The 13,593-nt window shown below is 66.8% G+C and carries 14 protein-coding genes; 5 read left to right on the top strand and 9 right to left on the bottom strand.

Annotation, left to right across the window (positions count from 1 at the left end):
* Positions 1-536 precede the first annotated feature (536 nt).
* Positions 537-1,592 carry a glycosyltransferase family 2 protein gene (locus L8G49_RS11215; RefSeq protein WP_242185738.1) on the top strand — a complete coding sequence of 352 codons (1,056 nt, stop codon included), beginning with the start codon at positions 537-539 and terminating at the stop codon, positions 1,590-1,592.
* On the opposite strand, the gene L8G49_RS11210 is transcribed toward L8G49_RS11215, so the two are convergent.
* Both L8G49_RS11210 and L8G49_RS11205 read right to left on the bottom strand, forming a co-directional pair.
* Complete coding sequence (locus L8G49_RS11210; protein ID WP_242185737.1) at positions 1,511-2,254, bottom strand: class I SAM-dependent methyltransferase; 744 nt, start codon at positions 2,252-2,254, stop codon at positions 1,511-1,513. The two genes, L8G49_RS11215 and L8G49_RS11210, sit on opposite strands and share 82 nt — an antisense overlap.
* Entirely contained in the window at positions 2,254-2,637 is a 384-nt protein-coding gene (locus L8G49_RS11205) for a GtrA family protein (protein WP_242185755.1), read from the bottom strand. Before L8G49_RS11205 ends, L8G49_RS11210 begins: the two co-directional genes overlap by 1 nt.
* A gap of 107 nt (positions 2,638-2,744) precedes the next feature.
* On the opposite strand from L8G49_RS11205, the gene L8G49_RS11200 reads away from it, so the two are divergent.
* Complete coding sequence (locus L8G49_RS11200; protein WP_242185736.1) at positions 2,745-4,562, top strand: AcrB/AcrD/AcrF family protein; 1,818 nt, start codon at positions 2,745-2,747, stop codon at positions 4,560-4,562.
* A 165-nt stretch (positions 4,563-4,727) separates the two neighbouring features.
* Here L8G49_RS11200 and L8G49_RS11195 read toward each other — a convergent pair whose 3' ends face one another.
* The 6 genes from L8G49_RS11195 to L8G49_RS11170 form a co-directional block, all read right to left on the bottom strand.
* The gene (locus L8G49_RS11195) at positions 4,728-5,336 is read right to left on the bottom strand and encodes a PEPxxWA-CTERM sorting domain-containing protein (RefSeq protein WP_242185735.1); all 609 of its coding nucleotides are present in this window, start codon (positions 5,334-5,336) and stop codon (positions 4,728-4,730) included.
* Positions 5,337-5,623: 287 nt separating this feature from the next.
* Positions 5,624-6,244: a MarC family protein gene (locus L8G49_RS11190; protein WP_242138207.1), complete on the bottom strand. Its 621-nt coding sequence runs from the start codon at positions 6,242-6,244 to the stop codon at positions 5,624-5,626.
* A 25-nt stretch (positions 6,245-6,269) separates the two neighbouring features.
* Positions 6,270-7,145 (bottom strand): bifunctional methylenetetrahydrofolate dehydrogenase/methenyltetrahydrofolate cyclohydrolase FolD, encoded by an 876-nt coding sequence (folD, locus tag L8G49_RS11185; protein ID WP_242185733.1) that lies wholly within the window; start codon positions 7,143-7,145, stop codon positions 6,270-6,272.
* Between the two features lie 16 nt (positions 7,146-7,161).
* Positions 7,162-7,464 carry a YggT family protein gene (locus tag L8G49_RS11180; protein WP_242138205.1) on the bottom strand — a complete coding sequence of 101 codons (303 nt, stop codon included), beginning with the start codon at positions 7,462-7,464 and terminating at the stop codon, positions 7,162-7,164.
* Between the two features lie 238 nt (positions 7,465-7,702).
* Positions 7,703-8,602 carry an acetylglutamate kinase gene (gene argB / locus L8G49_RS11175; RefSeq protein ID WP_242138204.1) on the bottom strand — a complete coding sequence of 300 codons (900 nt, stop codon included), beginning with the start codon at positions 8,600-8,602 and terminating at the stop codon, positions 7,703-7,705.
* A gap of 212 nt (positions 8,603-8,814) precedes the next feature.
* Positions 8,815-9,489 carry a queuosine precursor transporter gene (locus tag L8G49_RS11170; RefSeq protein ID WP_242138203.1) on the bottom strand — a complete coding sequence of 225 codons (675 nt, stop codon included), beginning with the start codon at positions 9,487-9,489 and terminating at the stop codon, positions 8,815-8,817.
* A 248-nt stretch (positions 9,490-9,737) separates the two neighbouring features.
* Between L8G49_RS11170 and L8G49_RS11165 the strand changes: the two genes are divergently transcribed.
* Entirely contained in the window at positions 9,738-11,003 is a 1,266-nt protein-coding gene (locus L8G49_RS11165) for a nucleoside transporter C-terminal domain-containing protein (RefSeq protein WP_242185731.1), read from the top strand.
* A gap of 137 nt (positions 11,004-11,140) precedes the next feature.
* Here the strand turns inward: L8G49_RS11165 and L8G49_RS11160 are convergent, their stop codons facing one another.
* Positions 11,141-12,145, bottom strand: coding sequence for a bile acid:sodium symporter family protein (locus L8G49_RS11160; RefSeq protein ID WP_242185729.1), 1,005 nt, complete (start codon positions 12,143-12,145; stop codon positions 11,141-11,143).
* A gap of 91 nt (positions 12,146-12,236) precedes the next feature.
* On the opposite strand from L8G49_RS11160, the gene L8G49_RS11155 reads away from it, so the two are divergent.
* Together L8G49_RS11155 and L8G49_RS11150 are read left to right on the top strand one after the other, a co-directional pair.
* On the top strand, positions 12,237-13,094 hold the full coding sequence (locus tag L8G49_RS11155; protein ID WP_242185726.1) for a LysR substrate-binding domain-containing protein: 858 nt from the start codon (positions 12,237-12,239) through the stop codon (positions 13,092-13,094).
* 120 nt (positions 13,095-13,214) lie between these two features.
* The gene (locus L8G49_RS11150) at positions 13,215-13,586 is read left to right on the top strand and encodes a DUF4440 domain-containing protein (RefSeq protein WP_242185725.1); all 372 of its coding nucleotides are present in this window, start codon (positions 13,215-13,217) and stop codon (positions 13,584-13,586) included.
* Positions 13,587-13,593 lie beyond the last annotated feature (7 nt).

Below are 13,593 nucleotides of genomic sequence, written 5' to 3'. Positions count from 1 at the left end.
CCGGGGAAGCAGATTTGTGGTTTCGAGCTCGGGTATATCGGCTGGATTCGCGCGCGGCGCATCCGGCGGGGGTGCCGATCGCGTCCGGCGGAATCCGCCGCACCCTTTCCTTAACCCTTCCCCGGCGGAGGCCGGGGCCCAGTAGCGAAGGTTTTTGCAACTGTGCGCAGCCTGCGACCATTCCGGTTGCGCTTCTGGGCCCCGGCCTTCGCCGGGGAAGCAGATTTGTGGTTTCGAGCTCGGGTATATCGGCTGGATTCGCGCGCGGCGCATCTGGCGGGGGTGCCGATCCCGTCCGGCGGAATCCGTCGCACCCTTTCCTTAACCCTTCCCCGGCGGAGGCCGGGGCCCAGTAGCGAAGGTTTCTCAACTGTGCGCAGCCTGCGACCATTCCGGTTGCGCTCTTGGGCCCCGGCCTTTGGCGGGGAAGCGTAGCGTAGCGGAAGTCCAGCGTAGGGGGGCTTATCGCAAGCGTCCGGGGGAAGCATCGAACCGATCGCTTCCCCTCAAACCGAAACAATCCTAGACCGGCGCGCATGACCCGTCTCGTATCGCCGACCACCCCCGCGCTGTCCGTCGTCATCCCCTGCTACAACGAAGCCGCGTGCCTCGACGTGCTCCACGCCCGCGTCTCCGGCGCGGCACGCGCGGCGGTGGGGGACGATTACGAGATCCTCCTCATCAACGATGGCTCGCGCGACGATAGCTGGCCGGTAATGCAGCGCCTCGCCGCCGCCGACCCGCGGCTGGTGGTGATCAACCTGTCGCGCAACCACGGGCATCAGCTCGCGCTGACCGCGGGGCTCGACCTGTGCAGCGGCGCGCAGATCCTGATCATCGATGCCGATCTGCAGGATCCCCCCGAACTCCTCACCGACATGCGCGCGGCAATGGCGTCACAGGGCGCGGACGTGGTCTATGCGGTGCGCCGCAAGCGCGAGGGGGAGACGCTGTTCAAGAAGGCGACCGCCGCCGCCTTTTATCGCCTGCTCGACCGCGTGACCGATACCGCGATCCCGCTCGATACCGGCGATTTCCGGCTGATGAGCAGGCGGGCGCTCGATGCGTTCCTGTCGATGCCCGAGCAGGCGCGCTTCATCCGCGGGATGGTCGCGTGGGTCGGGTTCAAGCAGATCCCCTTCCCCTACGACCGCGCCGAGCGCCATGCGGGCGAGACCAATTACCCCTTGAGCAAGATGATCCGGCTCGCGTTCGACGCGGTCACCGGCTTCTCGACCGCGCCGTTGCGGTTCGCGAGCCACCTCGGGCTCGCGCTGACGGGGGCGTCGCTGCTGCTGTTCCTCTATATCGCGGTCGGCTTCTTCAGCGGCAGTGCGGTCGCGGGCTGGACCTCGACGATGCTCGTCGTCGTGCTGCTCGGCGCGTTCCAGATGTTCGTGCTTGGGATGATCGGCGAATATCTCGGGCGGCTCTACGTCGAATCGAAGCGCCGCCCGCTGTACATCGTCGGCGACGTCGTCGGCCCGATCCAGGGCCGCGCGACGCTCGGTTATCGCGCGGAGGACCCCGCCGCCGACAGCAACGTCACGATCGAGACCCCCGGCGACAGCGGCACCCTGCCGACCAGGTGACGCTCGAACCGGAAGATCGTCTCGAACAGGCGGTTGAGCACGGGCGGCGGGGGTGAATCGTCGCTGTCGTCGCGCCCGGTCATCCGCCCCGCGACGCGCGCGGCAGCGGCAAGCGGGAACAGCAGCGAATTGAAATAGCGCAGGCCGTTGGACTTGAGCCCCGCGTCGCTGATCGCCGTGGCGAGCGTTGCCTTGGAATAGCGCCGGTGGTGGTGGTTGACCACGTCGTGCGCGCTCCACATCCAGCGATGCGCGGGCACGGTGACGAGAATCTTGCCGCCGGGCTTGAGGCACGCCGCCATCGCGCGCAGCGCCGCCACGTCGTCCTCGATATGCTCGACCACGTCGAGCACCGCGATCAGGTCATACGCGCCGCGCTCGATCCCCGGGAGCATCGGCAGCGGTGCGGCGCTGATCGGGCGCCCCAGCCGTTCGGCCGCGATCTCGCGCGCGGCGGGGTCGATCTCGATCGCCTCGACCGAGCCGAACGCCGCGAGCATCGGCAGGTTGTGCCCGGTGCCGCAACCGATCTCGAGGATCCGCGCGTCCTTGGGCAGACCGCCCTCGCGCGTCAGATAATCGGCGAGGATGTCGCGCCGCGCGCGATACCACCAATGCGTCGAATCATGCGCCGCCATCCGGTCGTAAACGATGCGATCCATCAGCCGAACACCCACATGCGGTTGAGCGCGAAGGTCGCCAGCGGGACGACCGAGACCGCGAACAGCAACGGCACCCAGGTCGGCTGGTGGAACCAGCCGGTGACGATCCAGGTGATCAGCGCGTTGAGCACCAGCCCGAACGCCTGCACCGCGACGAACTTGCCGTGCTGCTTGCCGCTGTTGTCGCGCGTGCCATGCCCCTTGAAGCTCCAGTAGCTGTGGAGCGGGAAGCCGACCAGCACCGCGACCGCGAAGGCGAACGGCACCGCGTAAACGGCATGGGCCGGCTCGAACACATAATGCGTCATCGGCAGGTAGACCGCGGCATAGACGATGGTCGACAGCCCCCCTGCGATCCCGAACCGGATGATCTGTCCGAGCATGCCGCTGTCACGCAGGCTTTGAAACTGTCGGTTGAGTGCTGTCACGTTCGCTTGCCCTTTACGCCTGCCGCACTAGAGGGCGTTCTCATTCTAGGAAAGCGTTTTGGATGAATGACGGTTCGCTGGCGCGCACGGTGGAGCGCGATTGGGTTCGCCTGAGCCTGCTCGCCTGGGCACTGGTCGCACTCTATTACGTGATCAATCGCTGGACCGGAATCCATTACCTCCAGCTCGGCGACACCGACGACAACATGCGGCTGATGCAGGTCCGCGCCTGGCTGAACGGCCAGGGCTGGTACGACCTGCGGCAATATCGCATGAACCCGCCGCACGGCTTCGACATCCACTGGAGCCGCATCGTCGACCTCCCGATCGCCGCGTTGATCGTGACGCTGCGTCCGTTCGTGGGATCACGCGAGGCGGAGATGCTCGCGTGCGGCATCGCGCCGTTGCTGCCGCTGAGCATCGCGATCCTTGGGCTTGGCGCGACCGTGCGGCGGCTGGTCAGTCCGGCCGCGTGGCCGGTTGCGATCGCGGTGCTCGTGTTCTGCTGCGTGGCGACGATGCTGATGTTCATGCCGGAGCGGATCGACCATCACGGGTGGCAGCTCGCCATGCTGAGCCTCACCGTCGCCGGGCTGTGCGATCCGCGCGATGCGCGCGGCGGCGCGATCGTCGGGCTGGCGAGCGCGGTGTCGCTGTCGATCGGGCTCGAGATGCTGCCCTATGCCGCGATGGCGGGGGCGATTCTCGCGCTCCGCTGGATCTGGGACCGCGACGGCGCGCGCCGCCTGACCGTCTATGCGCTCTCGCTCGGCGGCGGATGCGCGATCGGCTATGCCGCGTTCGCCTCCTACGCCAACAGCGTGGCGCGCTGCGACGCGCTGACTCCGGTATGGCTGAGCGTGATGGTCGTGGCGGGCGCGCTGCTGTTCGCCATGGCCTGGGCCAACCCCGCGAACCGCTGGGTGCGGCTTGGCCTCGCCGTGCTGGCGGGGGGCGTGATCGTCGCGGGGTTCGCGCTGGTCTTCCCGCAATGCCTCGGCCGCCCCGAACAGGTTTCGCCCGAGCTCGCCGCGAGCTGGCTCAACAATGTGCGCGAAGCCAAGCCGATCTACAGCCACCCGTTCCGCACCGCCTTTCCGATCGTCGTCCTGCCGATCATCGGGGTGATCGGCGCCGCGCTGGCAAGCTGGCGGGCGCGCGGCACCGCGCGAGGGGGGCTTTGGGCACCCGTACTGCTGTTCGTCACCTTCGCCGCGCTGATGCTGTTGTGGCAGGCGCGCGCGGGCCCCGCGGCGCAGATGCTGGCGGTCCCGGGCGCGGTTGCGCTGATCTGGCTGTTCGTCCCCGTCATGCAGGCGAGCAAGAGCGTCGTGGTCCGCGTGCTTGGCACAGCAGCGGTGGTGGTGCTTGCCTCAGGCAGCTTCGCGGGCGCGGTGATGACGCCGATCGACCTGCGCTGGGCCGGGCTCAACCTGCAATACAGCCCGCCCGACCGACCGACCAGGCGTGTCCAGATCATCAACCGTGCCAGCGCCTCCTGCCCGACGATGAGTGCGATGACCCCGCTCGATCGCGTGCCGGCGCAGACGGTCTTCACCTTTGTCGACCTGGGGCCCCGGCTGATCACGCTGACGCATCACAATGCGATCGCGGGGCCGTATCACCGCAATGGCGACGCCATCCTCGACGTGCAGCATGCCTTCAAGGGTACGCCGGAGAATTTTCGCGCGATCGCGAAGCGGCATGGGGCGACGCTGCTGCTGGTGTGCCCGAACATGTCGGAATCGACCAATTACCGCGTGCGCGCGCCCAACGGCTTTTACGCGCAGCTCGCGCATCGCAAGACGTTCGACTGGCTGGAGCCGATCGACTTGCCGCGGGGGTCGCCGCTGCGGTTGTTCCGGATCAAGCCTGCGTGAATGCGGTATCGGACCGATCGCTGGGACGGTCGGGCTGGAAATGCGACGCGTGCGACGGGACGCTGGCCGGGCGCAGGCGACTCACGCACTTTTGACCGAGCGGTGGATGAAACAAAAGCCACCAGCCTTTCGGCCGGTGGCTTTCATCAGCGCATCGCGGCGATCTTACGCGTAGGCCACCGCTGCCTTTTGCTTACGACGACGGACCGTTCCGCCGATCATCCCGAGACCGGTGATCATCAAGCCCCAGGTTGCCGGTTCGGGGACGGCGGACGTCCCGAAGGTGACGTCGTCCAACCCGGCGTTGCCAACGGCGCTGGCCAGGGTGAACGACTTCGCCGTGCCGGAGAACGCCACCGAACCAGCAGAAAACGCATTATCCAAGCTGGCGATATCCGCCGCGAAGGTCCGCGTGCTCAGAAGGCTTCCGGTACCGTTCAGCCCGGAGAATACCGATATCGTGCCGGTACCGAAAAAACCGTACAGAAAGTTGAGGGACTGGAATCCTGCCGCGAAGGTGCTGGTCGCGACGGCGGCGCTGTTATAGGCGATCGTGCTGCTGGGCGACCCGGCCCCGACATAGCTGCTGAAATTGGTGAAGGCGACCCCGATGTTCGGGCCGCTCGACCCATTTGCGGCAATACCGCCATTGTAATAGTCGTTGATCAGAACCTGGTCCGGCACCCCCTCAAAGGTGACGACCGTGGTAGCGGACGCCGGAACCGCGGCAACGGCTAGAACCGTCGCGGCGAAAGCATGCTTGATGGCATTCATGGTCTTTCTCCTACCCCGTCATTCGGGTAGTGAAACCGAAGCAAACAGCGTGCCGGACGTAGTTTGCCAATCATCTGAACTTCGTCGTCAAGTCGGGACAGCGTCATCTGTAAGGTTTCGTTACGAGTCGGCCCTATTCGGTCACGACAGTTTACCGACCGGATGTACGATCATAGATTTACTTCACAATTATTACAAGACGTCCTCCCGATACGGAAAGACATCCGCCCGGTACTTACCGTTCGACCGCCTCCGGCACCGTCGAACGTCGGTCGTCGCCTGCGACGTTACGCCAGGCTCACCCGGATCCCGTCGATCACGAACTGCACCGCCAGCGCCGCGAGCAGCACGCCCAGCAACCGCGTGATCACCGCCTCGATCTTCGCGCCCAGCACGCGCATGATCGGCCCCGCTGCGAGCAACGCCACCAGCGTCAGCAGCAGGATCGTGACCAGCGCCCCCAGCACGACCGCGGAGCGCTCGATTCCTTCGTTGCGGCTCATCAGCAGCATCACCGACGCGATCGACCCCGGCCCCGCGATCATCGGCATCGCCATCGGGAAGATCGAAACGTCCTCCACTTCGGGCGTGCCGGCAATCTTGGCGGCGCGGTCCTCGCGGCGTTCGGTGCGCTTTTCGAACACCATTTCCAGCGCGATCAGGAACAGCATGATCCCGCCCGCGATGCGGAACGAGGCGAGGCTGATGCCGAGCCCGTGGAGCAGCGCCTCGCCGAACAGCGCGAACACCAGCAGGATGCCCGATGCGACCATCACCGCGCGGATCGCCATCGAACGCGCGTGGACCGGGGACGCGCCCGCGGTCAGCCCGGCGTAGATCGGCGCGCAGCCGGGAGGATCGATCACCACGAAGAAGGTGATGAGCGAGGAGATGTAGAGTTCGATCATGCCCCGATCGCCACCCGGGCGGCGATCACAGGGCCGTCTCGTCGAGCACCACGCCTTCGCGCCGTGCCGCCGACACGAGCGTGTTGCGCAGCAGGCAGGCGATCGTCATCGGGCCGACCCCGCCCGGCACCGGCGTCACCGCGCCCGCGACGCTCATCGCGCCTGCGAAATCGACGTCGCCGACGAGCCCCGCCTCGGTCCGGTTGATCCCCACGTCGATCACGGTCGCGCCGGGCTTGAGCCAATCGCCCTTGACCATCTCGGGCCGTCCGACCGCCGCGATCACGATGTCCGCGCGCTTGACCACGCTCGACAGGTCGCGCGTGCGCGAATGCGCGACCGTGACGGTGCAGCTTTCGGCGATCAGCAATTGCGCCATCGGCTTGCCGACGATGTTCGACCGGCCGATCACCACCGCGTCGAGCCCGGTCAGGTCGCCGAGCGTATCCTTCAGCAGCATCACGCAACCAAGCGGGGTGCACGGCACGAAGCCTGCGATCCCGGTCGCGAGCCGTCCGGCATTGACCGGGTGGAAACCGTCGACATCCTTGTCGGGATCGATCCGCGTCGTGACCGCGAGCTCGTCGATATGGCCGGGGAGCGGGAGCTGGACGAGGATCCCGTCGATCGCGGGATCGGCATTGAGCGTGTCGACCAGCGCGAGCAGGTCGTCCTGCGCGACGTCGACCGCGAGGCGATGCTCGACGCTGATCATCCCCGCGCCCTGCGTCGCCTTGCCCTTGTTGCGGACATAGACCGCGGAGGCCGCATCCTCGCCCACCAGCACGACCGCGAGGCCGGGCGCGCGGCCGGCGGCCTCGGTAAAGGTCGCGACCTGTGCGGCGATGCGCGCGCGCAGGCCGGCGGCGAACGCCTTGCCGTCGATGAGGGTAGCGGTCATGTCGAGCCCTTCCGGATCAGAGCGGCGCGCCGACCAGCAGGTGCGCGTCGTAATTGTTGAGGACGATACTGATGATCCGCAGCGTCAGCAGCAGCGCGAACGGTGCGAGATCGATCTGCCCGAAATCGGGGAGGATCCGGCGGAACGGGCGGTACAGCGGTTCTGTCCCGCGGTTGAGGCCGTTGTAGATCGAGCGCACCAGCTCGTTGTAGGTATTGATGATATTGAACGAGACGAGCAGCGACAGGACCACCTGGATCAGCACGATCGTCGTGATCGCGCTGATCAGGACCTGCAATATCTGGATGATCGTATGCAAAATGGCGTCTCCGGGCGTTGAGCTGTGCGATCCTAGCGGTATCTCGCAAATGCGAACACCCCCTTAGCGTCTCGCGACGGCACCGGATCGTTTCGCCCCCCCCGGACGCCGTTCCGCCCCACCTTCCGTCATGCTGAACTTGTTTCAGCATCCACCGCGCGACGGGCCCGGACCGGACTCGCTGTGCGGTGGACCCTGAAACAAGTTCAGGGTGACGGCAGAAGTATAGGTCGGTCGCTCAGCGCCGGACCAGCGTCCCCGCCCCACGCTTGGTGAAGATCTCGAGCAGCATGGCATGCGGCACGCGCCCGTCGAGAATGACCGCCGCGCCGACACCGCTCTCGACCGCGTGGACGCACGTCTCGAGCTTGGGGATCATCCCCCCCGAGATCGTCCCGTCGGCGCGCAGCCGGGCGACGCCCGCCGGATCGAGATCGGTGACGAGCTCCTTGTCCTTGTCGAGCACGCCGACCACGTCGGTCAGCATGAACAGCCGTTCCGCGCCCAAGGCGGCGGCGATCGCGCCCGCCATCGTGTCGGCGTTGATGTTATAGGTATGGCCGTCGGTGCCGATCGCGATCGGCGCGACCACCGGGATGATCCCGGCCTCGGACAGCGTATCGATGATCCGCCGGTCCACGCCGACCGGCGTGCCGACGAACCCGAGATCGACGTGCCGCTCGATCCCCTGCAGCGTATCGGGCGTCTCGCGCCCGACCTTGACCGCAGTGACGAAGTTCGAATCCTTCCCCGAAATGCCGACCGCGCGGCCGCCCGCCTGGCCGATCCAGCCGACGATTTCCTTGTTGATAGAGCCCGCGAGCACCATTTCGGCGATCCGCGCGGTTTCCGCATCGGTTACGCGCAGACCGTCGACGAACCGCGATTCGACGCCCAGGCGCTTGAGCATCGCGCCGATCTGCGGCCCGCCGCCGTGGACGACGACCGGGTTGATCCCGACCGCCTTCATCAGCACGACGTCCTCGGCGAAATCGCGCGCGGCCTCGGGGTCGCCCATCGCGTGCCCGCCATATTTCACGACGAAGGTCTTGCCGGCATAGCGCTGCATGTAGGGCAGCGCCTCGACCAGCGTTTCGGCCTTGGCGAGCAAGGCTGGAGCGGGGGAATGATCGGTCATGCCCGCGCCTTATCTCGGATGGCATGGATGCGAAAGCCACAAGCCGTCACCCCGGCGAAGGCCGGGGCCGTGTGGTTATTTGAGCGCGGCGGGACGCCGGGGTGCGGTATCGACGGTTTTGCCCGCTGGCATGGCGGCCCCGGCCTGCGCCGGGGTGACGGGAAGGCAACAAGTCGACTTTCACAGAGGTCTCGCCGTCGACGGGGTGACGGTTAAGCGCGATCCAGTCGCCGCCCGATGCCCACCACCAGATAGATCAGCGGTGGCACCAGCACCGCCGACAGCGTGACCTTCGCGAGCATCTGCCCGGCGAGCAGCGACCCGATCGGGAACACGCCGTAAAAGGCGATCGTCACGAACAGCAGCGTGTCGACGATCTGGCTGAGGATGCTCGAGATCCCCGCGCGCAGCCACAACAGCCCGCCCGTCTCGTTGCGCTTCAACCAGCTGAAGATCGTGACGTTGAGCGTCTGCGAAATCCCGTAGGCGACGATCCCGCCGAGCCAGATCCGCGGCGTGCCCCCCATCATCAGCGCGAACGCGTCGCGCCGCGCGGGCTCCATCGCGGGTGCGGCGGGGGCGGCGAGCACGGCGATCGACAGCAGGATCGATGCGATCAAGGGCACGAACCCGATCTGCACCAGCCGGTTGGCGACCGTCCGCCCATGCAGTTCCGCCACCGCGCTCGACACGACGACGAGCAGCAGGAAGGCGAAGATCCCGGATTCGACCGCGAGCGGCCCGATCCCGACGAGCGGCCCGAGCAGCGAGATCGGCCCGAGCGAGACCTGCTTGTTGCCGAGCACTCCCGCGATGCAGACCATGCCGCCGTAGAAGATCGAAAAGGCGAAAAGCGAACGCGGGATCGCAGGAGCAGGTGTCGTCATCGCGCGGGACGCTAGCGGAATGTTCGCAAAAAGGGAATCGGTTCCCCCGTCTTGTGTTCCTGCGCAGGCAGGAACCCAGAGTTACATATGACAGGGCCCGTAACCCTAGGCTCCTGCCTGCGCAGGAGCACGACCTAGTTTATCCCAAACCAGCCGCCCGCCCCCTAGCCCTATCCGCGTCTGCGTGTATGGTCCCCACCCGTTGCGCGCCGTAATTTGGGGAGTGCGCGCGAAACTGCGGGGAATACGTGGACAAATTTCCGATCGGCATCCTGGGCATCGTCGTGATCCTGGGGCTTGCCATCCTGTTGTCGACAAATCGCCGCGCGATCCGGCTGCGCGTGGTCGGCGCGGCGTTCGCGTTGCAGGTGACGATCGCGATCCTCGTGCTCCACAGCACGATCGGCCGCCAGATGATCGAGGGCATGTCGCGCGGGGTGTGGAACCTGCTCGGCTATGCCAAGGCGGGCACGACGACGATCTTCGGCGGGCTCGCGAGCGACCCGACCTTCGGGACGGCGTTCGCTTTCTCGGCGCTTCCCGTCATCATCTTCTTCGCGGCCCTCGTGTCGATCCTCTACCATCTCGGGATCATGCAGTTCGTGATCCGCTGGGTCGGCGGCGCGATCGAGAAGGTGATCGGCGTGTCCAAGGTGGAAGCCTTGTGCGCCGCCGCCAACATCTTCGTCGGGCAAAGCGAATCGCCGCTGGTGATCCGCCCGTATCTTGCTGGCCTTACCCCGCCGCAACTGTTCGCGGTGATGACGGTCGGCATGTCGGGCGTCGCGGGGACGATCCTGCTCGCTTACGCGACCTTCCTCGGCCAGGGTGCTTTGCCCTATCTGCTCGCGGCGTCGTTCATGTCCGCGCCGGGCGGGTTGCTGATGGCCAAGATCATCATGCCCGACGAGACGACGGCACCGGCGGGCGAACTCGCGCTCGGCGACGATCCCGAGGAAGCGGTGCTCCACGTCGCCGAAAAGGCGCTCGAGGAAGAACGCGCCGCCAACATCATCATGGCCGCCGCCAACGGCGCGCAAACGGGCGTTCGGATCGCGGTTGCGGTCGGCGCGATGGTGCTCGCGTTCGTGGGGCTGGTCGCGCTGGCGAACGGGATCCTCGGCGGGATCGGCGGATGGTTCGGCTATCCCGATCTGAGCTTCCAGGGGATGCTCGGCTTCGTCTTCGCGCCGGTCATGTTCCTGCTCGACATCCCGTGGACCGAAGCGCGCGCGGCGGGCGAATTGTTCGGGCAGAAGATCGTGCTCAACGAATTCGTCGCGTTCATCGATCTCGGCAAGCTCAAGACCCTGTCGCCGCACACCACCGCGGTGGTGACCTTTGCCTTGTGTGGCTTTGCCAATTTCTCGTCGATCGCGATCCAGATGGCATCGGCGGGGAGCCTCGCGCCCAATCAGCGCCCGATGATCGCCAAGCTCGGCCTGCGCGCGCTGGCGGCGGGGAGTCTGGCGAATCTGATGTCGGCGGCGCTGGCCGGGTTGTTGCTGGGGTAACGGTCTGAAGGCGCGTTGACGATCCCCTCCCCCCTTCCGTTCGCCCTGAGCGAAGTCGAAGGGCCGGCGTGGCGCGGGGGCTTCGACTGCGCTCAGCCCGAACGGATGTTTGGAGCGTAAGTGGGTCGGGTGCGGCTTCAGGCCAGCACCGCCACCTCCGCCACATCCTCCGCGCGCCGCGCATAACGCCGCGCGAGCGTCGCGCAGACGAATAGTTGCGCCTGGTGGAACAGCATCAGCGGCAGCACGATCAGGCTGACCGAATGCCCCGCGAACAGGATCGTCGCCATCGGGATCCCGCCCGCCATGCTCTTCTTCGACCCGCAGAACACGATCGCGATCTCGTCCGGCTTCGAGAAACCGAGCCAGCCGCTGAGCAAAGTCGTGATCGCCAGGATCAGCGCGAGGATCACCAGGTCGATCGCCAGCACGATCGCGAGATCGCCCGGCGACAGGCTGGTCCACACCCCCGCGACCACCCCGGCGCTGAACGCGGCATAGACGACCAGCAGGATCGACCCGCGATCGACCACCGACGTGATCGTGCGATGCGCGACCAGCCACCCGCCGATCAGCGGTCGCGCGACCTGCCCGGCGACGAACGGCAGCAGGATTTGCAGCGCGATCCCCTCGATCGCATGGAGCGACACGCCGCCCCCGACCGAGCGCAACAGCAACGCGACCAGCAACGGCGTCAGCACGACCCCGAGCAGGTTGGAGACCGACGCGCTGCATAGCGCCGCGGGCACGTTCCCGCGCGCGATCGAGGTGAACGCGATCGATGACTGGACGGTCGACGGCAGCAGGCACAGATACAGCAGACCGACCGCGATATCCTGGGGCAACCAGCCGCGCGTCGCCCAATACGCGCCAAGCCCGATCAGCGGGAAGATCAGGAAGGTGCTCGCGAACACCAGCGATTGCAGCCGCCAGTGCGTGATCCCCGCCCACACCGCGCCGGGCGACAGCCGCGCGCCGTACAGGAAGAACAGCAGCCCGACCGCGATCGTGACGCTGCCTTCCGCAATGGGCTGTGCGGCCCCACGCGCCGGAAAGGCGAACGCCACCGCGACCGTCGCGATCAGCAGCAGCAGATAGGGGTCGATCGGCAGGCGGCGGATCATCGTGCGAAAAGCAGTCATCGTGGTAAGTCCCTTCGTCCTGCCCCGAAGTACGTCGCGCCGACGTCATGCACAATCATGATGGACACGATAACAGTCATCATGCATCGTGATGACCATGGACAGTATCGGGCCCGACCTGCTGCGCGCCTTCCTCGCCGTGCTCGAAACGGGCACCTTCACTGCCGCGGCCCGCGCGCTCGGCACGCGCCAGTCGACCGTCAGCCAGCAGATCAAGCGTCTGGAAGGGCTGACCGGGCGGCGGCTGTTCGCGCGCGACACGCACCGCGTCGCGTTGACGGTCGAGGGGGAAAGCTTCGTCGATCCGGCGCGACGCATCCTCGAGGCCTATGACACGATGGACCGCCACCTGACCGGCGTACCGCTGCGCGGTCGGCTGCGGTTCGGCGCATCGGAGGATTTCGTGCTCTCGGCGCTCCCCGACGTACTCGCCAGCTTTGCGCGGCGGCATCCCGAGGTGGACCTGCTCGTAACCGTGGGACTGAGCGAGATCCTCTATGATGCGTTCGACGCGGGGCAGCTCGACATCATCCTCGCCAAACGTCGGTCGGGCGATCCGCGCGGAGTAACCGCGTGGCGCGAGCAGGTCGCCTGGGTCGCGCGGCCCGACTATTCCCTGGACCCGACCGTGCCACTCCCGCTGCTGCTGTATCCGCCCCCCAGCGTCACCCGATCGCTCGCGATCGCCACGCTCGACGCAGCGCGGCGTGCGTGGCGTGTCGCCTTCACCAGCGCGAGCCTCAGCGCACTGACCGCCGCCGCGCGCGCCGGAGTCGGGATCATGCCGCATTCGCAGCGACTGCTGCCCGCCGGGTTGGCGCGGGTCACGCCGGAGGGGCTGTTGCCGGTCTTGCCGGAGATCGAATTCATCATCCTCGGCCCCGGCCGCGGCGAGCGGGTCGCCGAAGCGCTGACCCGATCGATCCTGCACTGGGCGAGCCTGGGATAGCCGCCGCGGCCGGTCCGCCTGGAAACTCTCCGGGCGGATCTGCCCCCCGGCTGTCGTGCCATGACCCTTTGTTCGGAACGATTTGCGCCGTCCGGCCTTCCTCCCCTGACACTCGGGAGAATGATGATGGAAGACGCACGGCTGTGGAGCTTCGAGGAAAGCCTCTGGACCGAAGGGCCTGACAATTACCGCGAAAAGGTCGACCCCGAGGTGGTGATGGTCCTCCCCCGCCCGCCGTTCGTGCTGCAGGGTACAGCCGCGATCGACGCGGTCGCCGACACGCCGGTGTGGGACAGCGCCGAGCTCACCGAACGGACCGTCTCGCGCCCGCAGGAAGGGCTGATCGTGATCGGCTATCACGTCCACGCGCAGCGCGGCGATGAGGCCTATGAAGCGCATTGTTCGTCGGTGATCCGTCGGCTCGAGCACGAAGTGTGGCGCGTCGTCCAGCATCAGCAGACCCCTGTGTTGACCAAGTCGGTCGAGCGGTAATCCCGGA

The organism is Sphingomonas sp. CARO-RG-8B-R24-01 (assembly GCF_022662295.1).
Taxonomy (GTDB): domain Bacteria; phylum Pseudomonadota; class Alphaproteobacteria; order Sphingomonadales; family Sphingomonadaceae; genus Sphingomonas.
The sequence above is the reverse complement of the archived record's forward strand: the minus strand, read 5'-3'. Positions and strand labels throughout refer to the sequence as shown.